Below are 24118 nucleotides of genomic sequence, written 5' to 3'. Positions count from 1 at the left end.
AAATAACTACAAACTAGGAAATAAAATGGCCAGTGGTCTATTGTTATTACTCGATGATATTGCAACGGTATTAGATGATGTTGCGGTCATGAGCAAAATGGCTGCAAAAAAAACAGCAGGTGTATTGGGAGATGATTTAGCGCTCAATGCACAACAAGTGAGTGGTGTCCGTTCGGATCGCGAATTACCCGTTGTTTGGAGTGTTGCAAAAGGGTCGTTTGTAAATAAATTAATTTTAGTCCCATTAGCTCTGTTGATTAGTGTTTTTGCCCCATGGTTAATTAACCCATTATTAATGATTGGTGGTTTATTTCTTTGTTATGAAGGTGTGGAAAAAGTAGTACACACATTCCATCATAAAAAAGCAAAAACAGCTGAAGAGGCGAATGAAAGCCTACAAAAAGTCGAGGTTGATTTAGAGAAGTTTGAAAAGGATAAAGTAAAGGGCGCAATTCGTACCGACTTTATTTTATCTGCTGAAATTGTGGTGATTTCGTTAGGTACAGTTGCAACTGCGACATTTATGACTAAATTATCTGTATTAAGCGTGATCGCTATTGCGATGACGATTGGTGTTTACGGTTTGGTCGCAATGATCGTTAAGATTGATGATTTAGGTTTATATTTAACACAACAAGTTTCTGAATTTAAAAATAAAATAGGGCGTGGTTTACTCGCTTTTGCGCCAGTTTTAATGAAAACTTTATCTATTGTCGGAACGATTGCGATGTTTTTAGTGGGTGGTGGAATCATCGCACATACCATCCCTTTGCTGCATCATTTTACTGAAGAAACAGTAGATCATTTAGAACTAATCCCAAGTGTCGGCTCCATCATTGGGGCTGTAACACCGACATTGATCAATTTTGGGATCGGTTTAGTTGCTGGTGTGATTGTATTGATTGTCGTGGGTCTTATTCAAAAAGTATGGTCAAAAGCATCTGCTTAGAAAGAGATCGTCATCATCGTAAGCGTGTGAGGTGTTTATGCGTTGGAAAGGTCGTAGAGTCAGTAGCAATGTTGAAGACCGTCGTGGTGGTGGCGGAGCAAAAGCTGGTGGTATTAGTATTATAGGTTTGGTAATCGCTTTTGTTGCATGGAAATTTTTTGGCGTTGATCCACAACAGGCCTATCAGGCAACTCAAGCCGTAACGAGTGCTCAATCTATTCAAGAAGGGAGTGTTCCTCAAAATTTAACCGCTGATCAAAAAGAAGCAAGTGATTTTGTTGGAACCATTTTGGCTGATACAGAGGATACGTGGACACCTATTTTTCAGCAAATAGGAATGACTTATAAACCACCCAAGTTGGTTTTATTTAGTGGTGTGGTTCGTTCTGGTTGTGGTTCGGCACAAGCGGCTATGGGGCCATTTTACTGTCCTGCTGATCAGAAGGTTTATATTGACACTTCTTTCTTTAAAGATATGCGACAGCAAATGGGCATTTCAGGTGAGCAAAATCAAACGGAACTTTCTCGTCAAGACCAAGCAGGTGATTTCGCTCAGGCGTATGTGATTGCTCATGAGGTCGGGCACCATATTCAAAATTTATTGGGTATTTCGAGCCAAGTGCAGCAAGCACGTGCTCAAGCGAGTCAAACTCAAGGCAATCAACTTTCAGTTCGTTTGGAGTTACAAGCAGATTGTTTTGCAGGGATTTGGGCACACCAAAATCATCAACGTACGCAGTTTCTAGAGCAAGGGGATATTGAAGAAGCGATGGATGCTGCCAAAAAGATTGGTGATGACTATTTACAGCGACGTGCTACAGGGCAGGTCGTACCAGATAGTTTTACGCATGGCAGCAGCGAGCAGCGTATGCATTGGTTTCAGCAAGGTTTGAAATCAGGTGATATTAATCAATGCAATACCTTTGGCTAAGTAGCTGATATTTTTCATTTGTTTCTTATTTGTGCAGATTATGCGTGTTGATTTTTTAAGTCTAGCGAATGATATTTTTAAAATTTAGATGAAATGTAGTGTTTTGAGTTGAGAACAATAAAGAGGTTATATGGGTAATTATATTCTTTTACAAGCATTAACGGTGATTTTTGCATTATCCATAGCAACGACTATTTTTAATAAACGTATATTGGGTTTCCCACAAGCCATAGGTGTTCCTATTGTTTCTGCAATTTTTGTTTTTATATTGCAGTGGGGGGCGAGTTTATTGAGTGGTAATCAGTTTATTACTATTAATATTCATAATATTGAAGCTGCTGTAAGAAATATCGACTTTTACGATTTTTTAATTAACGGTGTAATTTGTTTTATCTTAACTTCCTCCGCTTTGAAATTTAAGATCTCAGACTTGAGGAATTATTGGAAGCCAATCAGTATTTTAGCCACGATTGCATTGGTACTCTGTGCTGGTTTTTATGCTGGGCTATTATACTTATTTCAATGGCTCATTGGTTATCCTGTCCCATTTATAGTTTTATTACTCCTTGGCGCAGCTTTGGGTGCAACTGATCCCATTGGTGTTAAGGGGGTATTGAACTCGATTCGCGCACCACATCATCTAATGGTTAAGCTAGAAGGTGAGTCGTTGTTCAATGATGCAATGTGTATTGCCTTATTTATGACATTGCTCAATGTTATACAGGGTGAACACTTTTCATTAATCGCAACAGTTGAAACCTTGTTATATGAAATTATTGTTGCTGTGATCATTGGCTTTGCATTTGGGTTGGGTATCTTGCGCTTGTTACGTGGCAAGCATGAAATGGAATCATTGATTTTAACTACTGCTTTACTTGCAAGCGGCTCTTATCTCGTTGCTTTATTTGCTCATGCATCGGCTCCAATTGCATGTGTTATCGGTGGTTTGATTGTCGGTAATAAATGGCAAGAGATTCGTGAGCAGCGCGAAATACGTGAGGTGAATCATTTTTGGCATACCGTCGAAGGGATCATTAACTCATTCCTTTTTACCTTAATTGGCTTGGAGTTATTCATTTTAGACTTAAATGCAGGTTTGATTATTGGAGGCGTTATTGCTTTCCTTATCTTGCATTTATCCAGATTCGTCGCAAATTTTTCTGCATTTGCTTTGTTTCCTTCGTTTCGTAAAAAGAGTTATAACGGGAGTCTAGCGATTTTATCTTGGGGCGGTGTGAGAGGTGGGATTTCGTTAGCATTGATTCTTGCTGTTGCAAATATCCCTGCACTTAGCGCCTATAGTAGTATTTTAATTGGTTATACTTTTATTAGTGTGTTGCTGTCTGGTGTGGTGTGTGGTTTAGGCTTACCAGCCGTAATGAATGCTTTTTATTATAATCCAAATGAGGAAACTAATGGTTTAAAAGGCTTTTATCAGCGCATGTGTAATAAGATGAATCGACGTGGTTTTAAATATATTCTTGGTGAGGATTCGGCTGGTAAAGAAATTATTACAATTTATAATCCAGAAGTTTTATTAGATCAAAAAACTGAGGATGGGGTTGCAACCATGCATCACCCAAATAAACGAGAAGAAGTGAGACGTTTGGAGGATCCTGATAACTTTTAATATTAAGTTGCTATGCTAAGTTATTAATATAGCATATAAAAAATAAATTATTTATATAAGGGGGATTAGTTTTAATGTGATTTATTTATTTAATAAAAGTTAATACAGTTTTCATATCTATTGATGCTTTAATGTAATTTAAAAACCAAATAAATAAAAAAAAATATTAAAAAATAAAAGCTTGAATTTTCTTGTGAACTCGGGCTTGTCACGCAAAACTATTTTTTTTTGAGGACTGTTTAACATTTTTAAAAATTGGTTTAGAGTAGATGTGATAACTGTATCGGATGTAAAAATACAAAAATACGTGAAATTTTAGCACTTTAAATGATAAGCAGTTGAAAACAAATACATTATAATTGAGGAACAGGACCATGTCTGAAATACAAATAATTTCCAAGGAAAGTCATAAAACGCTTTCTAATACAATGGAAAATACTACGACTCTACCTTCTGAGGCAGCAGTAGTATTAATTAAAGTTCCTTTAGCGGACATACTTGTAATTAAGAGAGAAGGATTAAATGCCGTTGTTTTCTTGAAGAATGGAGAAAAAATAGTTATTCAAAACTTCTTCAATGAAAATAATAATCTTGACAATAGCCTTGTCATTCAGGACGAGAATGGGCAGTTAGTTTGGGCTAAGTTTAAGGATGCGGAAAGTGATGCTGATGCTGATGCTGATGCTGATGCTGATGCTGATGCTGAAGGGGCTGTGTATTTAGAAGAAACTCCTGCAGCAGTACCTGAAGTTGTAGAAGCTCCTGTATCAGATGTCTTGTTTCAACCTATTCAATCGATAGAGCCCTTATTGTATCATGATGCTGCCATGAACCCTTGGTTATGGGCTGTGCCACTAGTGGCTGGTGGTATTATCGCTGCCGCAAGTGGTGGTGGTAGCAAAAACAACAATAACAATAACAATCCAGATACAATCCCTCCAAATACAGACGATGTTGTTTTTGATGTTGATCCGTTGACATCAGATAATGTATTGAATGTAGCTGAAGCGGCCGGTGATGTGACTATCACAGGTAAACTCACTAATATTCCAGCAGATGCAGCCACAACAGTGGTTACTGTTGTTGTAAATGGTGTTAGTTATACTGCAACAGTAAATGCAGCAAATGGAACGTGGAGTGCAACAGTACCTGGTAGCGGCTTACTGGCAGATGCAGACAAAACCATAGATGCGACAGTTAAATTTACAGATGCCGCAGGCAATAGCAGCACAGTAACAGATAGCCAAGTCTATAACGTTGATGTGACCCCACCAGATGCTCCGGTAATTGATCCAGTCAATGGCACTGATCCAATTACAGGTACAGCAGAACCTGATTCGACGGTGACGGTGACCTTCCCCGATGGCAGTACAGTAGACGTTGTTGCTGGGCCAGACGGCAGTTGGACAGTACCAAATCCAGGCTTAGAAGATGGTGATGAAGTTACCGCAGTAGCAACAGACCCAGCAGGCAATACATCCGATCCAACAACAGCGATTGTAGATGCTGTTGCGCCAGATGCTCCGGTAATTGATCCAGTCAATGGCACTGATCCAATTACAGGTACAGCAGAACCTGATTCGACGGTAACCGTAACCTTCCCAGATGGCAGTACAGCAGAGGTTGTTGCTGGACCAGACGGTAGTTGGACAGTACCAAATCCAGGATTAGAAGATGGAGATGAAGTTACCGCAGTCGCAACAGATCCAGCAGGCAATACATCAGATCCAACCACAGCGATTGTTGATGCTTTGGCGCCAGTTGTGACGATTGATGATGTATTGACCAATGACAGTACACCTGCATTGAGCGGTACGATTGATGATCCGACAGCGACGATTGTAGTGACTGTAGATGGAGTGGACTATCCAGCGACCAACAATGGCGATGGTACATGGACTCTCGCTGATGACAGCTTGGCAGCACTTGCAGATGGTGACTACACCGTCACAGTGACAGCCACAGATGCAGCAGGTAACGAAGGTAGCACTACAGGTACGATCACCATTGATACCGTAGCGCCAGATGCTCCAGTGCTTGATCCAATCAATGCCACAGATCCGATTAGTGGTACAGCAGAACCTGATTCGACGGTGACGGTGACCTTCCCAGATGGTAGTACAGCAGAGGTTGTTGCTGGACCGGATGGCAGTTGGACAGTACCGAACCCAGGTGGTTTAGTTGATGGTGATGAAGTTACTGCGACAGCAACAGATGCAGCGGGTAATGAATCAGCACCAGGTACAGGAACAGTTTCAGCAGACATCACCGCGCCAGTTGTGACGATTGATGATGTATTGACCAATGACAGTACACCTGCATTGAGCGGTACGATTGATGATCCGACAGCGACGATTGTAGTGACTGTAGATGGAGTGGACTATCCAGCGACCAACAATGGCGATGGTACATGGACTCTCGCTGATGACAGCTTGGCAGCACTTGCAGATGGTGACTACACCGTCACAGTGACAGCCACAGATGCAGCAGGTAACGAAGGTAGCACTACAGGTACGATCACCATTGATACCGTAGCGCCAAATATAGTGGTGGATGATTTTATAACTAATGATTCAACCCCTGCATTGAGCGGTACGATTGATGATCCGACAGCGACGATTGTAGTAACTGTAGATGGAGTGGACTATCCAGCAACCAACAATGGTGATGGTACGTGGACTCTCGCAGATGATAGCTTGGCAGCTTTAAATGAAGGGGCTAATACAATCACTGTGTCTGCAACAGATGAAGCAGGAAATATTGGAACTGATACAGCTACTATTACTTTAGATACCGTAGCCCAAGACTTGATCACAGCAATCACCTTGCCAGAAGACCTGAATGGTGATGGCATCTTGAATGCAGATGAACTCGGTACAGATGGTGTATTTGATGTCCAAGTTGGTTTAGGACCAGATGCAGTAGATGGCACCGTAGTGAATGTGAATGGCACAGACTACACCGTGACAGCCGCAGATATTGCCAATGGCTTTATTACCGCGACGCTTGATGCAAGTACAGCAGATCCAATCACAGGTGAGATCGTGATCCACGCGGAAGCAGTGGATAGCGAAGGTAACGTTGATGTTGCAGATGCAGATGTGACTGTGATCATCGATACCGTAGCCCAAGACTTGATCACAGCAATCACCTTGCCAGAAGACCTGAATGGTGATGGCATCTTGAATGCAGATGAACTCGGTACAGATGGTGTATTTGATGTCCAAGTTGGTTTAGGACCAGATGCAGTAGATGGCACCGTAGTGAATGTGAATGGCACAGACTACACCGTGACAGCCGCAGATATTGCCAATGGCTTTATTACCGCGACGCTTGATGCAAGTACAGCAGATCCAATCACAGGTGAGATCGTGATCCACGCGGAAGCAGTGGATAGCGAAGGTAACGTTGATGTTGCAGATGCAGATGTGACTTTAACTATACTTAGTACAAGCTCAATAACAGCATTTGATAATACAGATACTGCTGTACTGGCTCCGCAACCATTACTAGTACAAGATGATGCCGCGTTGGGCAGTGAAACTTACTTAGCGCTAATTTCACTTGCTGGACTAGATTTACAGTTAGGTTCGGAATCGATTGATTTCAACGTAGCTGCAGATCAAGAAGGTACAGCAACATTTACATATAGTGCTCTAATTGGTGTTGATGCATTATCAGATTACTCATTAGTTGTTCAAAAATTTGATACAACAACAGGCCAATGGACCTCAATATATGGTGGTGGTGAAGCTGATATTCTGGACTTGACATTATTAGGTTCAACACCAGGTGTTGTAATCGAAGGACTAGAAGAAGGCCAGTACCGTGCATTTATGACATATACAGGACTCGCAGGTATTGGTCTACTCGGTACCTTAACTGGAACTATGGATGTCTATGATACAACTCAAATCGGTGGCTATTATACTGAAAACGCCGATGGTAATGTCATTACAGATATTAATACCAGTGGTGAGACTGATATTGTAACGCCAACGACTATTTTAACTGCTGTAAATGGTCAACCAGTAACTGGTGCTGATACAGTAATTAATGGTACTTACGGTACTTTGGTGATTGATCCTGATGGTACGTATACGTATACGCCTAATTTAGATGCTGCTGGTGTCGGTCAAACTGATGTATTTGTCTATACGTTATTTGATCCTGTTACCGGAGACGCGGCAGAAGCTACTTTAACGATTGAGTTAAGTTCAGTGAAAGCCGTTGATAATCTTGCTGTTGCGGAAATTAACCCAGAACCGTTGCTCGTTGCTGATGATGTTGCTCTTGGAAGTGCAAGCTATCTTGCAGCAATTTCTTTGGCTGGTTTAGATCTTCAATTACTTGGTAATGATGCTATTGCATTTACAGTAGATGAAAATCGCGAAGGTACAGCAACGTTCGCTTTTGATGCATTATTGACAGCTGATCTATTAAGTGATTATGCGATTGTTGTTCAAAAATTTGATGCAACGACTGGGCAATGGGTATCAGTAGGCGGTGACAATCCTGAAGCTTCATTGATTAGTTTATCTCTAATAGGTGGTACACCAACAGCTGTACTCGAAGGGCTAGATGCTGGTCAATATAGAGCATTTATTGGTTATGACGGTTTGTTAGGTATAGGCTTGGGTGGCACTTTAACTGGAACAATGGATGTATATAACCCATTCATTATTGATGGTTATTCAGTTGTGCCAGTATCAGGAAATGTAATTAATGATTCTGGTATAACTGGTGATGTTGATGCAGCAAGCAGTAATGCCATCATATCAATGGTTGATGGAGTTGCTATCGATCCAGCAGGAACAACCATTATTGGTACTTATGGAAATCTAGTCATAGATCAAGATGGTAATTATACTTATACACCGACCGCAGATGGATTAAACCTTGGTCAAGTGGAGCAGTTTACTTACACGTTACTTGATCCTGTAACGGGCAATTCTTCAGATGCGATACTCTATGTACATCTGGATAGTGACAGTGTTGATATGACATGGAATGATCTAGATCCGTCTCAACCGGCTGTTATTAACAGCCCACTTCCTGTCGATGCTATGGATAATGTTGAGTCAGCATCTATCGATATGGTTTATCCAGTTACTCAAGAAGTATTGGATAATGCAATTAGCTATAGTTGGTTACTTGGTGTCGGTGGCATAGTTATTGGTGCAAACGAAGGTACAGCAACATTTACGGTTGATCCAGGTAATCTCACAGATGCTTTAATCTCAGTTGATTTTGGTTCACTTGTAACTGTGATTGATGGTTTGAATGTCGTATTAACACGAGTTAATCCAGATGGTTCTCGAACTGTAATTGCTGACAATAGTGATACTGGTCTGATCGATCTACTTGGAATCTTTGGTTCTACTGTCGAATTCCAAGTTGATAATCTTGGCGCTGGTACCTACGAACTGTTCATGGAAAGTGACACACTGCTTACAGCTTTAGGTAGTGTTACTGCTGACATTACATTGAATCATGGTGATATTACTCAACCGCCAACATTGGTTGCTAATACTGTAAATGGCAATGTTCTTACTGATGATGATTCAACAGTTTATGGTACTGGTTATATGCCTGACTATATTACTAGTGACTCTGTTGTGACTTTTGTTGAAGCAGAAAATGGCAATACCTCTCCAGTAGTGGTTGGTACCCCAACGATTATCAGCGGTGTTTATGGTGCTCTGACATTAAATGCTGATGGAAGTTATAGCTATCAGGCGATAGCAGATACTGCGAATATCGGTAAAGTAGATAGCTTTGTATATACCGTGACTGATCTAATTACTGGCAGAACAGACACAGCCACATTGCATATACAAATTGGTTCACCTGATGTTGATATCACTTGGGATACAGCAGATCCATCGTTGGATGCTGTAATACCTGCACCAGTGGCAAATCCTGATGCGAATGATGCAACTGTCAGTATGGTGAATGAAACAGGTAGTATTGCTGATACAGATGTCTTCAGTTTCTCTACTACTTCATCCATATTGAATCCAATTAAATCTGGTAGTTCTTCTGGAGCAATTACTGTTGCAGCTGGTACAGCATCTGATCTGACGATTACTGCCGAAATGGGAGCGTCAATAGCAGGTTTATTCCCTAGTTATACGTTTACATTAGTTAATGCACTGGGTGTAACTGTCGCAACAGCTACTGAAACTGCATTGCTCGATTTACTTGGAGGTACCACTGCACAAGTAGTATTTGCTGATGTTCCTGAAGGTACATATACACTACAAGTATCAACAAGCGGGGCTTCTGTAACAAACTATGCTTCTACAGTTTCGGTAGCCCAAGACTTTGTATACCTCAATCAATATATTGCCGATGGCCAATCAGATTGGATTCAAGGAAATATTTTGAATGGTGATGCATCTGGCGGTGTAGCTGATGTATTCGAAGGTTCTCAGTTGTTTGTATTGAATCCTGTTACTGGTCTTTACGAGATTGCAGCAGGTCAATTGATTGATACTGGTGAAGGGCAGTTAGTCATGTATACGGATGGTAGTTACTACTATCAAGCCAATGATGCGACTGTAACTCCTGCGATTGATGTAATTGATTATAAGTTAGTTGGTCTAGATGGAACCGAGTCTATTTCATCACTTACGATTGATGTAACAGCTGAATTAAATCAAACAGTATTGAGTACATCTGCGAATGATACCTTTACGCTTGGAAATGGTTCAGACACATTGATTTATAGTATTTTGAATATAGCGGATGCGACGGGTGGTAACACATCGGGTGGAGGAGTAGATACTTGGACTGATTTCCATTTAGGTGATACAGCAACTGATGGACAAGCGGATAAGATTGATTTATCTAACTTATTAGATGGTTCTCAAAATGCGCTTACCATCGGCCAATATATTGATATTAGCTATGATGAAGGAACTCAGACCGTTACCGTTAGTGTTGACCGAGATGGTGGGTTACTTCTTGAAGGTACGTATACCGAAACCCCATTATTGCAATTAACTAACATTACAAGCGAGGTTACGTTGCAAGACTTACTTAACAATGGTCAAATTATTTACTAATTATTACGCTTAAAAAAAGAGAACCTTCGGGTTCTCTTTTTTTTGTTATGTTGAACTGATAAAAATATATGTTATCTTGTTTAAAATATTTATAAATTATAGAAACTTAGTATATGAAACTTACTTTGAATTCGGACTTTAAACAACTAAAATGTCAATTGGATGACTTCCTAGAGAAAGCACGACACCATAGTGGAATTGATAAAACTGTACTTTTTTATTCTTACGGAGATAGAACTCAGCGCTGTCAAGTTTGGAAGTCGGTAAATGCAGACTTTTCTACAGTTCGGCAGGAGCTTTTCCATTTTCTTGAACAACAATATGAAGAGGATCAATCATTATGTACATTTTTAAAATTTGATTTTGCTTTTAATATTCAAAAAGAAAGTTGGAAAAATGTTGAGGAGATTGTAAGGAATCAGTTTCATAATAATCACTATAGAAAAGGAATCAGTTTTGATGAAAATTTCGAAATTTGTTTCCTAGAACAAGAACTATATGGTCGAGCCATTATTCGTGGTTTAAGTTACGACAAACCTAATTTTTTTGATGAAAAAAACTTAAATACCACTATATTGCGTAAATATAACGAACAAAAAGAACCAGTAAAGATAAATGAACTTCAAGATGTTTGGACATTTGATACTTATGCTGTGTTCTATGAAAATGGTCAATTTAAGCAATTACAAAGTCAATTTACAGAAAATGGAGTTCGATATTTAGCTGAGCCTAAAAAACAACATCTTAAAATGATGATTAAGCAAAATGCTGATTTTATAGATTCACAAATTTTGGAGGATGGAAAATTTATTTATGGAAGTTTTCCTGCTTATGATCGACCAATTCGTAGTTACAATACGATTCGGCATTGCACAACCGTATATGCTCTCATTGAAACACTAATGATAGAAAAAAAAGAAAGTCGCTTAAAAAAAATTAAGTTAGCAATACAATACGCTTTAACAAACTTTTATATTGAGATAAACGCGAAACTTGCTTATATGTTGGACGGTAGTGAGTGCAATAAATTAGATGAAATTAAATTAGGTGCAAATGCAGCTGCGATTCTTATGTTAACTAAGTATCAGGAGCTTACAGGGGATAAGTCTTATATCCAGTACACTGAGCATTTAGCCAATGGAATTTTATCTATGGTGGGTGAAGGTGGTTCAACCACACATGTACTGCATTACCCCAGTTTAGCTTTAAAACAGAAATTTAGGATTGTGTATTATGATGGTGAGGCGGCGCTCGCGCTACTACGTTTATATCAACTACAACCAGAACAAAAACTACTAGAAACAGTGAAATTAATGTTTGAACATTTTATTGCTGAAAGGTATGAGCGTTATCATGATCATTGGTTAAGTTACTGTACAAACGAACTTACGAAAATTTGTCCTGAAGAAAAATATTTCTTGTTTGGAATGAAAAACTACCTACGACATATGATTTTTATTCGTAATCGGAAGACCAGCTATGCCACTTTGTTAGAAATGATGATGGCTGCTTATCAGATGATTGATAGAATGAGAATATTAGAATTGGAAGAACTTTTTAACAAATCATATTTTGAAGAATTAAAGAAGCTAATAGAGTTTCGCACAGAGTTTCAACGAACTGGATTTTTTTATCCAGAAGTTGCTATGTATATGGCTCATCCAGATAAAATATTACACGCTTTTTATGTGCGTCATGATCGTTTTAGGGTTCGTATTGATGATCAAGAACATAATCTCTCTGGATATATTTCTTATGTTCAGAACTTTGAATATTAAGAGGTTAGGATTTAAATAAATGGATTTATCTCAAGAAATTAAAATTATAAGTCATATAGAAACAGAGAACTTCCAGCATGCCGTTTGGCAAACAAAAATTGCTGTAGATTGCTCGAATTGGGTCATGCTACTTCTTGGTTTAGAAATGGTAAATACAGACTCATTGCAACTTCAGCAGGAGATCGTATATGAGGGGAGTGTTCCAGATGATTCATTCGATTCTAATAAAAAACAATCTTATTCAGTTTTGGAATTATTACAGTATCTGGCTTTTGTTCAATCATCTGAGCAAAGTTTAAAGCTTGGGACTCAATTATTCGGTGGTTTGGATCAGGCTGAATTTGCGATTAAAGAAAAATTGATACAATTAAAAGTTGACTCAATTACGCAGAATATTAAAGACCTATATCGGTTGTCTGAAGCAATTTTTAGTATGCCGAATAAATTGATTAAGCAAGTCTTCCAAAAACCATCAGTACTGAAAGGGCATACTATCGGACCAATTAGTTCACTATTAACATGTTCTCAACTTGATGCTGTTTTATTTTTAGAGTATTTAAATAAGCCAATATATTTTTCATATCGTGCAGAAAACAGAAGTATTGGGATATTTTATTTACTAGATCAAATTCATCGTATAGACCATCTAGTACCTTATTATCATTACTTTAATTCGGGTCAAATTCCTGCAAAGTCAATTCTAGCAAAGAGTGACTGGATTAATATTATTGGTGATACTTATTTTGGAGAATATTATACAGATATTCGTAAATATAAGGGAGTTGATGATGCACTACAGCGTTATGGATATCAATATTCATTTGAAAAAATAAAAAAATTTTTTAATCAAGAAGACGTAAATATTGCAAATTTTGAGGCTGTTTTTAACTTAGAAAAAACGTCTCCTTTACAGCAAAAAAAAGCTTTTATTTTAGGTGCTAGAGCAAATGAAACTCTTAAAGAGCTCCAGCGTATTCATATAAATGCCGTTTGTTTGGGTAATAATCATTCAAATGATTATGGTGAAGAAAGCTTAAAATATACTTTGCAATGTTTTGAAGATAAAAATATTAATTTTATTGGTGCAGGGTTAGATCAACAACAAGCTCATAAATGTATCGAAATAAAAAATAATAATAAAATAATTGCAATTTTTAATGGTTATTGGCATCGAGATATTGCATATCAGGATTATAATGCATATGCATTAGGAGATAATGCTGGTGTTGCTTGTTTGAATGCAATTTTATTTGAACAAATCATTCAATATAAAACAAAATACCCAAGCCATAAAGTCATTTTGATCTGTCATTGGGGCGTAGACTTTAAATCAACTCATCCTGAACAAGAGGTTTTAGCAAATTTATTTACTCAGATCGGTGTTGATCTCATACTAGGACACGGTGCACATACGATTCAACCAATCAAATACCTCAATAATAAACCTGTTATTTTCGGGATTGGGAATGGCGTATTTAATAGTAATGGAGAGTATGATAAATACCAGGCTTTACCATTTGGTGTAGTTGTACGATTTAACTTAAATGAAGAAATTGTTCAACTTTATCCTATTTTTACTAATAACCTTGAAACCTTTTGGCAGCCATATCCTGTCAATGAGCATCAGTTTGAGCAAGCGAGTTCTTTTTTAACGGCTTCATTAATGAAGGATGATTTTCGATGCAAAAGGAATGATCTGGGATTCTTTATTGAGTTGAAGGTTTAAGGGTATTTTGAATAATTCTCTAAAATTGTATTTAACTGATTAGCGGTAAAGCCAAGATTACGTAACCCCCCACTTCCTAGTCTACAATCATAGCTGGTCATAATATTGGTTGGTGTTGTTTTTTTCGCTTTGGGTGCACATACATGTCCTAGTCCAAAAGCATGTCCCATTTCATGAATACTGGCTGCTTGAGTTTGATGATTAAGCCTTTCCCAATCTATGAGAATAAATGGCTGTGCATTATTCCTAAAACCCCAACTTGTGATATCACTATATTTTAGTTTTTGACTATACGAATCATAGATAATAAAAAGCACCTCTTTACTTTTACGTCGAGGAAAACAACGTTTAACTGCATCGGGTATATTTTGTGTGATGATTGGTGATGGTTGGTTTAAATGATTTGCTAAATCACATTTTCTTTTATTAAAGTCACGATATGAATAGTAATGATTAATTTTAAATTTAAAAATCTTTTGATTTTTTTCATCTATGAAATAGCGATTTAAAATTTCTAACTCTTTATACATTTGCAAGGGTGTATCGAATACTTTTGCTTGAGGGCGATTGATTGTGAAAATAAAGCTAACATAGACGATAGGAAGATCATTTGGGGAGTCAATTTTATATTTATAAGGTGTGATTCTTACAGATGGTTTTTTTTGAGTGGTACATGAGGTTGTAAAGGTCAAACTCAATGCAGAAAGAAGTATAAGTTGTGATCGCATTTTCATTTCTCTATCCCTAAGAATTTTAATTGTTCTTTAGAAGTTTTACTCTCAGATTTAATATGCTAACAGATTTTTTAAGGAAAGATTATGAAAGATAACGATGAACTTCACCGACAAATCTTAGAAGTTATTGCATTGATTCCCTATGGAAAAGTAGCAAGTTATGGGCAAATTGCAAAATTAGCCGGTCTGCCTAAACATGCTCGCTTAGTAGGTTATGTATTAAAGCATTTAGATAAAGAGAGCAAGATTCCTTGGCATCGAGTGATTAATGCACAAGGGAGAATCAGTGTGACACGAATAAATGATCAAGGTGAAAATATTCAACAAAACTTACTGGAGGAGGAAGGGGTTTATATGCTGAACGGTAGAATAAATTTAAAAATTTTTGGTTGGACCATTTGATAAAAAAATAAACTTAAACAGCATCAATATATTGAATGTGAGTTACGATTTAAATACAATCCGGATACATAATATTACGTATGTTTTTTGGTATTGAGATGAAAAAATTATCTATTGTTTTTGGGGCTACTGCACTTAGTTTATCGGGCTGTGCAAGTATTATGTCTGGTGGAAGTCAAACCATGACGTTTGCAAGTACACCTGAACTTAGCGATATTACTATTTTTAATAAAGCTGGAAAAAAGGTACATGTGGGTCAAGCACCTGTTACGGTAAACCTAAAGCGCAGCGCGGGCTTTTTTGTTCCTGAGCGCTATAGTGTGGTATTTGAAAAAGAAGGCTATGAGAAAAAAACTATTAATGTTTCTTCTCATATAAATGGCTGGTATGTGGGTAATATTTTACTAGGTGGTTTGATTGGTTTGTTAATCGTTGACCCTGCAACAGGCGCAATGTATAGCTTAAGCACTAAAGAAACCAGCATTGTGCTGAATGCCTTAAATAAAGGTGATACAAACTCAGATGTTCAATCATTAACAATTATTTCGACGACTGAGCTACCAAATGGTGTTTTAGACAAAGCTCAGCCAATTCAGTACTGAAAAACTTGCATAAATTAATTAAAAAAGCATGGTCATTATATTTACCATGCTTTTTTATTGGTTGAACCGTTGTTACTTTTATTCAGTTAGATGTGGAAGAAAAGCAGGGTATTGGTGTTTTATAGATTTAACGTATGATCAGCACTGGAATATGGCTTTCAGCTAAAACTTTTTGCGCAACACTGCCTAAAACGAATTGTTTAAAACCTGTTCGTCCATGTGAACCCATAATAATGAGGTCTGTACCTAGTTTTTGGGCTGCGCCAATAATTTCTTGGTGAACAGAAAGACCTTCCAATATTTGGGTGGACACGCTAACATTTAAAGCTTCGAATTTTTCTTCAGCTTTCGTTAGATTATCTTGTACATAGCCTTTAACACGTTCAATCAATTCATTGCTTTGACCAAAACGGAGATAGGTATCAGCTAGATATGGATCTAATGTGACCACGCCAACAACTGTAATTTGGCTATCTAAAGCTTTGGCGAGTTGAGCGGCTTCCCGAATGACATTATTTGAGGTATCTGAGTCATCAATCGCAACTAAAATTTTTTGATAGGTCATGTTTATTACTCCTTATTTCTAAGATCTTCTATGGATTTAGCTTATAAAATTTTGTTCAAAATATGCTTTATAGTTCTATAATAAACCTGTTATTTATAAAATAAAACCTAGTATTTTTATAGGGATAGTTGTTTTTAATATGCTTAAATTGAAGAATTATTGCTGGTAAAAATAAATGAAATTTCCTGAAAACAGAGTGATTGTATATCAATGGCTTAGGGTGATAATTGATCAATTATCTTTAACGTAACAGGCCAATTGATTAATATCGTTTGTTTGTAATAGGTCGCGTATTTTTAAGATTTTCTTTTCATCTAAGGTATAAAGCTTCAAAGCCAATAGCTTTTCTATCTGCTCTGGTGGAAATCGATATTTAATTACTTTTGCAGGAACACCACCGACAATCGCATAAGCGGGCACATCTTGTGTTACTACAGCTCCCGTCGCCACCACAGCACCTTCACCGAGTTTAACCCCTTGCATGATCATGGCACGGCTGCCAATCCAGCAACCATCTGCAATAATCGTATCGCCAGCAGGTAGAAAGCTACGGGTATCAAAAGGGAAGGTCGAGATCCAATCGGGTCGATGTAATTGATTACCGCCCATCATAATCACGCACTCTGCACCAAAACAGACGAAATTACCGATATAAAGTTGATCAATCGGCTTTTCTTGTGTTGATGGTTTGTCGTGTAAATAACGTACTACACAGCGTTCAAAACCTTGATCCCAATAGGCAGAGTAATAACTGTAGTTGCCTTTAATATGGATATTGGGATTTTTAACTGTTTTGGAAATAAACTCGAACTCACACCAATGTTTTAATGGGGTATTGATCTGTGCTGTGTCCATGTTAACTCCAAAAGTGTTATACATCTTGCTGAACAAAAACCCCTCTAAAGAGGGGTTAAGTTAAGATGAAATATTAAATATATTCCACACTCACGATTTCGTATTCAACTTCACCTTGTGGTGTTTGGATTTTGGCTTCATCGCCTTCGCTTTTACCAAGTAGACCACGAGCAATAGGTGAGTTCACCGAGATTTTATTAATTTTAAAATCTGCTTCATCATCACCGACGATTTTATAAGTCTTACGTTCTTCGGTATCAAGGTTTTCAATGGTTACTGTTACACCAAATACCACACGACCATTTTGTTCGAGTGTTTTGACATCAATTTCTTGTACTGCACCCAGTTTACCTTCGATATCCTGAATACGACCTTCACAAAAACCTTGCTGTTCACGCGCAGCATGATATTCAGCATTTTCTTTTAAGTCACCATGTTCACGAGCTTCCGCAATCGCTTGAATGATACGTGGTCGATCAACCATTTTTAACTTTTGTAATTCTTTCTCTAAGGCAACTTTGCCTTCGGGAGTCATCGGATAACGTTGCATTCTAGTCCCCTCTAAATGGGTTGGGAAAATACAGGATTAAAAAAAAGAAAAAGCCCGCCACCAATAAGGTGGCGGGACTTATCGGTAAATAATTAACCTACAGTTTGTAAATCTTGCAAGCGGTATACATCCATTGGCAATTTCACAGCAAATGCTTGGCAAACTGCTTCTGCACCATTGATTGTCGTGGTGTAATACACCTTGCCTTGTAGGGCTGCACGGCGAATCATGGCAGAATCATATTGAGCTTGTTTGCCTTCAGTTGTGTTGACAATAAGATGAATTTCACCATTTTTCAAGCGATCAACAATATGAGGGCGGCCTTCAGTTACTTTATTGACCGCTTCACACGTTAATCCAGCCTCTTTAAGGACTTGGTAAGTACCATTGGTTGCAATGAGTTTGAAACCATAAGCGATTAACTGTTTAGCGATGTTGGCGATATATTTCTTGTCTGATTCACGAACAGATAAGAAAGCATGTTTCACTTCGCCTTCAGTTGGCAAGCCTGGTAAACGTTCATTTGAACCAAGTACCGCTTTATAGAATGCTTCACCAAATGTTTGACCAACACCCATCACTTCACCTGTAGACTTCATCTCAGGACCAAGCATTGGATCAACACCTTGGAACTTAGCGAATGGGAATACAGCTTCCTTCACAGCAAAGTGTGTAGGAATAATTTCTTTAGTGAAACCTTGCGACTCGAGTGATTGACCTGCCATACAGCGTGCAGCCACTTTTGCTAACGATTCACCAATACATTTAGAAACGAAAGGTACAGTACGTGATGCACGTGGGTTCACTTCAAGGATATAAATATCATTGCCTTTAACCGCAAACTGGACATTCATCAAACCAATTACGCCAAGTTCTTTTGCCATTGCAACGGTTTGACGGCGCATTTCATCCTGAACTTCTTCTGAAAGAGAGTAAGGAGGAATTGAACATGCTGAGTCACCTGAGTGAATCCCTGCTTGTTCGATGTGCTGCATGATACCGCCAATCACAACGTCTTTACCGTCAGATACACAATCAACGTCAACTTCAGTTGCATCATCTAGGAAACGGTCAAGTAGGACAGGGGCTTCATTCGACGCTTGAACTGCTTCACGGAGGTAACGTTTTAGTTCATCTTCGTTATAGACGATTTCCATCGCACGACCACCCAATACATAAGATGGACGAACGACCAATGGATAGCCGACTTTAGCCGCTTCAGAAATACCTTCTTCAGCAGATTTCACGATGCTGTTGTTCGGTTGACGAAGCTGTAGACGTTGAATCATTTGTTGGAAACGTTCGCGGTCTTCTGCGCGGTCAATCGCATCAGGAGATGTACCGATAATTGGCGTACCTGCTTCTTCTAAAGCACGTGCCAATTTCAAAGGTGTTTGACCACCGTACTGTACGATCACGCCTTTAGGCTTCTCTATACGAACGATTTCGAGTACATCTTCAAGTGTTACTGGCTCGAAGTATAGACGGTCAGATGTGTCATAGTCAGTTGAAACTGTTTCAGGGTTACAGTTAACCATGATCGTTTCATAGCCGTCTTCACGCATTGCAAGAGCAGCGTGGACACAGCAATAGTCAAACTCGATTCCTTGACCAATACGGTTCGGACCACCACCAATGACCATGATTTTGTCACGGCTTGATGGATTTGCTTCACATTCTTCATCGTAAGTTGAGTACATGTAGGCTGTATCAGATTCAAACTCTGCAGCACAGGTATCAACACGTTTGTAAACTGGATAAACACCCAAGTTCCAACGTTGTTTACGGAATTGCTTTTGTGAAATACCCATCAAGTCCGCAATACGAAGGTCTGATAAACCTTTGCGTTTGAATGAACGGATATTGTCAGCGTTTAAGTCACCAAAACCTAAAGTTTTTACTTGGGCTTCAGCTTTAACGATATCTTCGATTTGGATCAAGAACCAACGGTCGATCTTAGTCGCTTCAAATACATCATCAAGTGAGAAACCATGACGGAATGCATCAGCAACGTACCAAATTCGCTCAGGACCTGGAACTTTAAGTTCTTTTAGAATAACGTCTTTTGCATTGGCAGCACCGACTTCGATTTTTTCATCAAAGCCGCTTACGCCCACTTCAAGACCACGAAGTGCTTTTTGTACAGATTCTTGGAAGTTACGACCAATCGCCATGACTTCACCCACAGATTTCATCTGAGTTGTTAATACAGGCTCAGCTTGTGGGAATTTTTCGAAGTTAAAACGAGGAATCTTGGTAACAACATAGTCAATTGCTGGTTCAAAGCTTGCAGGAGTGATACCACCCGTGATGTCATTTTTCAATTCATCAAGCGTATAACCGACTGCTAGTTTTGCAGCAATCTTCGCAATAGGGAAACCTGTTGCTTTCGAAGCCAATGCAGATGAACGAGAAACACGCGGGTTCATCTCGATCACGACCATACGACCATCGACTGGATTAATACCAAACTGAACGTTTGAACCACCTGTTTCCACACCGATTTCACGAAGAACAGCAACCGATGCATTACGCATGATTTGATATTCTTTATCTGTTAGTGTTTGAGCAGGGGCAACGGTAATTGAGTCACCAGTGTGTACGCCCATTGGGTCAAAGTTTTCGATCGCACATACGATAATACAGTTGTCGTTTTTGTCACGAACAACTTCCATTTCGTATTCTTTCCAACCAATTAAAGATTCATCGATCAATAATTGTTTGGTTGGAGAAAGATCGAAACCACGTTCACAGATTTCAATAAATTCTTCTTTGTTATACGCAATACCGCCACCAGAGCCACCCATCGTAAATGATGGACGAATGATCACTGGGAAGCCGAAACGTGATTGAATTTCCAGTGCATGTTCCATGCTTTCAGCAACATCAGCACGAGGACATTCCAATCCGATTTTACGCATTGCGATGTCAAACAGTTTACGGTCTTCGGCTTTCTCAATCGCTTCTTTTGATGCGCCGATGAGTTCAACATTATATTTTTCTAGAACGCCATGTTCATCCAGTGCAAGCGCACAGTTCAATGCTGTTTGGCCACCCATGGTTGGGAGGACTGCATCTGGACGTTCTTTTTCAATGATTTGTGCAACAGTTTGCCAAGTGATTGGCTCAATATACGTTGCATCTGCCATTGAAGGATCGGTCATGATGGTCGCTGGATTTGAGTTGACCAAAATAACGCGGTAACCTTCTTCACGAAGGGCTTTACATGCTTGCGCACCAGAGTAGTCAAACTCACATGCTTGACCAATGACAATTGGACCTGCACCAATAATTAAGATGCTTTTAATATCCGTACGTTTAGGCATAATTTACTCGCTCTTGATTACTGTTTAGATGCTTCAATTAATTCAATAAAATGATCGAATAATGGAGCACAGTCATGTGGGCCAGGACTCGCTTCAGGGTGACCTTGGAAGCTGAACGCTGGTTTGTCAGTACGATGAATACCTTGGTTTGTACCGTCAAACAGTGAGCGATGAGTCACTTTTAAGTTTGTTGGTAAGGTACTTTCATCAACAGCAAAGCCGTGGTTTTGAGAGGTAATCATCACTGTACCTTTCTCAAGATTTTGTACAGGATGGTTAGCACCGTGGTGACCATGATTCATTTTCATGGTTTTTGCGCCAGAAGCGAGTGCTAAAATTTGATGACCTAAACAAATACCGAACACAGGTAAGTTTGTTGTTTCAACAATGGTTTTTACTGCTGCAATCGCATAATCACATGCTGCTGGATCACCAGGACCATTTGATAAGAACACGCCATCTGGATTTAACGCGAGCACTTGCTCAGCAGGGGTTTGCGCAGGAACGACTGTGAGTTTACAGCCACGGTCCGCAAGCATACGTAAGATGTTGGTTTTGACACCATAATCGTATGCCACAACATGAAACTTCATTTCAGGTTGAGTGAAGCCTTGATTTAAAACCCAAGAGCCTTCAGTCCATTCAAAACCTTCTGGATCACAGCATTCTTTAGCAAGGTCTAAACCAGTTAAGCCGCCAAATGCACGTGCTTTGGCAATTGCTTCTTCTTCTGTAATATTTTCGCCAGCAAGGATGCAACCATTTTGTGCACCTTTGTCACGTAAAATACGTGTCAGTTTGCGTGTATCAATATCAGCAATCGCAACAACATTGTGTTGTTGTAAGTACTCACTTAGAGATTGTTCAGCACGGAAATTACTGTGTAATAAAGGAAGATCACGAATAATCAAACCATTCGCCCATACTTTATGGATACGACCTGATTCAACGTCTTCGCTATTACAGCCTGTATTTCCGATATGAGGATAAGTCAGCGTCACAATTTGTTGTGCGTAACTTGGATCAGTCAAAATTTCTTGATAGCCAGTCATGGCGGTATTAAAAACGACTTCACCAGTCGTATTTCCCGATGCACCGATAGACGTTCCTTTAAAGACCGTTCCATCAGCGAGGGCTAAAATGGCGGGGATGCTCAAACCAAAGCTCCTGAACTAAAACCACAAAAATAAGGCTGTAAAAAAGCGAGAAGACATAAAAAAAGGCAGGCTGTCTTTAAAAAAACATGGCCTCCTTCTGGTCTGCTCGCTTATAACTTAACAGCGCATTATACGCATGAGTGTGCCAGAAGTCTATGAGTTTTATTTATTAAAAACAGGAAATGCTGGATTTCTTTAATTGCGTAGACGTGGATTGGTGTCTATTGCAAAATCCGTCATTTTTAGATCGACATCGTGAGATATTATGCAAATTGTCTAACAATTTATTGGTGGTTTTAGACAAAAGCGTTTTATCTTATCTTTAGCCAAAAAATCAACAATCAGTATAGAGGGGAATCATAATGGCTGAGAATCAAACTACAGCAGCAGCTGAAGAAGTGAAAGACGTTGTTGTTGAAAAAACTGCAAAAGCGAAAGAAGCTGTAGCTGAAAAAACGGCAAAGGCGAAAGAAGTTGTTGCAGAAAAAACAGCAAAAGCAAAAGAAGTGATTGCTGATACTCAAGAGCAAGCAAAAGAAGTCATTGCTGAAACTCAAGAGCAGGTTAAAGAAGCTTTAGTCGATACTCAAGCAAAAATTGAAACTGAAGCAAAAGAGTTGAATCAAAATATTCAAAATCAACTTACGCAAATCAAGCAAGATATTTTACAGCGTATTGATGTGATCAAGACTCAATTGAACTCGTCTCAAGGTAACTTGGTTGAGCTCAAAAATGCACTGAAAACTGAGTTAAATACTTTGATCGAAGATTTAACCAAAGTGAGCAAAGAGCTTAAAGATGACATCAGTCAAATTTCAGTGAAGCATAAAGATACTTTAGTGGATAGCTTTAAGCGTACTAAAGGTCAAGCTGTTGAAGCTTGGAACAAAGTACGTGCAAATTAAGCACTAAGTTAGAATGAAAAAAAGCGAGAAATTTATTTCTCGCTTTTTTTGTTTTAAAACTGATGTAACCAATCTCGTTTATTATGGAAGTCTGCTTGGGGACTACTATGCTGCATCGCAAAATACTGCACGCCTTGTGAAGTATTCAATACTGCTGCTAAGCCTAAATATAAGTCAGACCATTTTAGTTGATGTTGTTGCATAAATTTGGATAAATCTAAGCTGACATTCAAACCATAATGGGTTCGCTGTAAATGATTTAGCTCGATGTCGTATGCCGCAACCGGCGGCATATCTTCAGGAAAGCGGTATTCTTCAAATTGATACACTTGCCAAGCTTGTGAAGGGGAGAGGTTGATTTCACGATAGAAATCTTGGTCTTTCACACCCACAAAGAGTTCAAAACAAGTGTTTTCCCACAAAAAGTCCTGACGTGGGTGTGCCGCGACTTTTTCTGGATAAATCAAAAACTGATTTGGATCACTCACCCAGAAAGCAACATTTAAGGTTGCTGGGGTTAGCTGCTCAATCGCTGCCACCACACTAATACTGTGAAAACGATCAAAAGCAGAAAGATCATAACTTGCCATTGCGATTACTGACTTAGATGAGCAAAACGAACGAGGTTAGATAAGTGTTGATTTTGTTTTGCTGCTTTTTTGTAGAGCAAAACGATTTTACCGATCTTTTGTACTGCTTCTGCACCTGTAGCTTCAACAATTGCATCAACCACAGCTGCACGCGCTTCGCGATCTTCACCTGCAATCTTTACTTTAATCAATTCATGATCATTTAACGCACGATGCGCTTCTTCAATTACACTTTCTGTAAGCCCTTGGCCACCAATCATGACAACTGGATTAAGTGCATGACCGATTTGACGTAAACGTTTACGTTCATGGATAGATAAAGCTGCCATTGAAAATACCTGATTTGAA

The 24118-nt window shown here is 38.8% G+C and carries 16 protein-coding genes and 2 pseudogenes; 10 read left to right on the top strand and 8 right to left on the bottom strand.

Going from position 1 to position 24118, the window contains the following annotated elements; translation table 11 throughout:
• Positions 1–25: 25 nt before the first annotated feature.
• The 7 genes and pseudogenes from EAH57_RS01715 to EAH57_RS01690 all read left to right on the top strand — a co-directional run bounded on the left by EAH57_RS01715 (position 26) and on the right by EAH57_RS01690 (position 14084).
• On the top strand, positions 26–949 hold the full coding sequence (locus EAH57_RS01715) for a DUF808 domain-containing protein (RefSeq protein ID WP_121928576.1): 924 nt from the start codon (positions 26–28) through the stop codon (positions 947–949).
• 37 nt (positions 950–986) lie between these two features.
• Complete coding sequence (locus EAH57_RS01710; protein WP_121928575.1) at positions 987–1880, top strand: neutral zinc metallopeptidase; 894 nt, start codon at positions 987–989, stop codon at positions 1878–1880.
• Between the two features lie 130 nt (positions 1881–2010).
• Positions 2011–3510: a cation:proton antiporter gene (locus EAH57_RS01705; protein WP_121928574.1), complete on the top strand. Its 1500-nt coding sequence runs from the start codon at positions 2011–2013 to the stop codon at positions 3508–3510.
• Between the two features lie 374 nt (positions 3511–3884).
• A pseudogene (locus EAH57_RS16250) lies at positions 3885–4184 on the top strand (BapA/Bap/LapF family prefix-like domain-containing protein); the annotation flags it as partial.
• A 252-nt stretch (positions 4185–4436) separates the two neighbouring features.
• Positions 4437–10580, top strand: a pseudogene (locus tag EAH57_RS01700) (BapA/Bap/LapF family large adhesin); the annotation flags it as partial.
• 113 nt (positions 10581–10693) lie between these two features.
• A complete protein-coding gene (locus EAH57_RS01695; protein WP_121928572.1) occupies positions 10694–12358 on the top strand; it encodes a poly alpha-glucosyltransferase in 1665 nt (554 codons plus the stop codon).
• A gap of 19 nt (positions 12359–12377) precedes the next feature.
• On the top strand, positions 12378–14084 hold the full coding sequence (locus EAH57_RS01690; protein ID WP_121928571.1) for a CapA family protein: 1707 nt from the start codon (positions 12378–12380) through the stop codon (positions 14082–14084).
• On the opposite strand, the gene EAH57_RS01685 is transcribed toward EAH57_RS01690, so the two are convergent.
• Complete coding sequence (locus tag EAH57_RS01685) at positions 14081–14812, bottom strand: metalloprotease (RefSeq protein ID WP_121928570.1); 732 nt, start codon at positions 14810–14812, stop codon at positions 14081–14083. The two genes, EAH57_RS01690 and EAH57_RS01685, sit on opposite strands and share 4 nt — an antisense overlap.
• A gap of 90 nt (positions 14813–14902) precedes the next feature.
• Here EAH57_RS01685 and EAH57_RS01680 point away from each other — a divergent pair, with 90 nt between their 5' ends.
• Positions 14903–15220 carry an MGMT family protein gene (locus EAH57_RS01680; protein WP_121928569.1) on the top strand — a complete coding sequence of 106 codons (318 nt, stop codon included), beginning with the start codon at positions 14903–14905 and terminating at the stop codon, positions 15218–15220.
• Positions 15221–15318: 98 nt separating this feature from the next.
• Entirely contained in the window at positions 15319–15822 is a 504-nt protein-coding gene (locus EAH57_RS01675; protein WP_121928568.1) for a hypothetical protein, read from the top strand.
• 127 nt (positions 15823–15949) lie between these two features.
• Here EAH57_RS01675 and EAH57_RS01670 read toward each other — a convergent pair whose 3' ends face one another.
• From EAH57_RS01670 to carA, 5 genes are all read right to left on the bottom strand, one after another.
• On the bottom strand, positions 15950–16387 hold the full coding sequence (locus EAH57_RS01670) for a universal stress protein (protein WP_121928567.1): 438 nt from the start codon (positions 16385–16387) through the stop codon (positions 15950–15952).
• 231 nt (positions 16388–16618) lie between these two features.
• Positions 16619–17242 (bottom strand): CatB-related O-acetyltransferase, encoded by a 624-nt coding sequence (locus tag EAH57_RS01665; RefSeq protein WP_121928566.1) that lies wholly within the window; start codon positions 17240–17242, stop codon positions 16619–16621.
• Between the two features lie 73 nt (positions 17243–17315).
• Positions 17316–17792: a transcription elongation factor GreA gene (greA, locus tag EAH57_RS01660; RefSeq protein WP_121928565.1), complete on the bottom strand. Its 477-nt coding sequence runs from the start codon at positions 17790–17792 to the stop codon at positions 17316–17318.
• Between the two features lie 92 nt (positions 17793–17884).
• Complete coding sequence (carB, locus tag EAH57_RS01655) at positions 17885–21118, bottom strand: carbamoyl-phosphate synthase large subunit (protein ID WP_121928564.1); 3234 nt, start codon at positions 21116–21118, stop codon at positions 17885–17887.
• Positions 21119–21135: 17 nt separating this feature from the next.
• Positions 21136–22275 (bottom strand): glutamine-hydrolyzing carbamoyl-phosphate synthase small subunit, encoded by a 1140-nt coding sequence (carA, locus tag EAH57_RS01650; RefSeq protein WP_121928563.1) that lies wholly within the window; start codon positions 22273–22275, stop codon positions 21136–21138.
• Between the two features lie 362 nt (positions 22276–22637).
• On the opposite strand from carA, the gene EAH57_RS01645 reads away from it, so the two are divergent.
• Positions 22638–23180, top strand: coding sequence for a hypothetical protein (locus EAH57_RS01645; RefSeq protein WP_121928562.1), 543 nt, complete (start codon positions 22638–22640; stop codon positions 23178–23180).
• A 53-nt stretch (positions 23181–23233) separates the two neighbouring features.
• Here the strand turns inward: EAH57_RS01645 and EAH57_RS01640 are convergent, their stop codons facing one another.
• Positions 23234–23770, bottom strand: a complete 537-nt coding sequence (locus EAH57_RS01640) for a DOMON-like domain-containing protein (protein ID WP_121928561.1) — start codon at positions 23768–23770, stop codon at positions 23234–23236.
• Between the two features lie 5 nt (positions 23771–23775).
• Positions 23776–24099 (bottom strand): ribosome assembly RNA-binding protein YhbY, encoded by a 324-nt coding sequence (yhbY, locus tag EAH57_RS01635; protein WP_004669144.1) that lies wholly within the window; start codon positions 24097–24099, stop codon positions 23776–23778.
• Between the last annotated feature and the right edge of the window lie 19 nt (positions 24100–24118).

The organism is Acinetobacter sp. 2JN-4 (assembly GCF_003687745.1).
Lineage (GTDB): Bacteria > Pseudomonadota > Gammaproteobacteria > Pseudomonadales > Moraxellaceae > Acinetobacter > Acinetobacter halotolerans.
The sequence above is the reverse complement of the archived record's forward strand: the minus strand, read 5'-3'. Positions and strand labels throughout refer to the sequence as shown.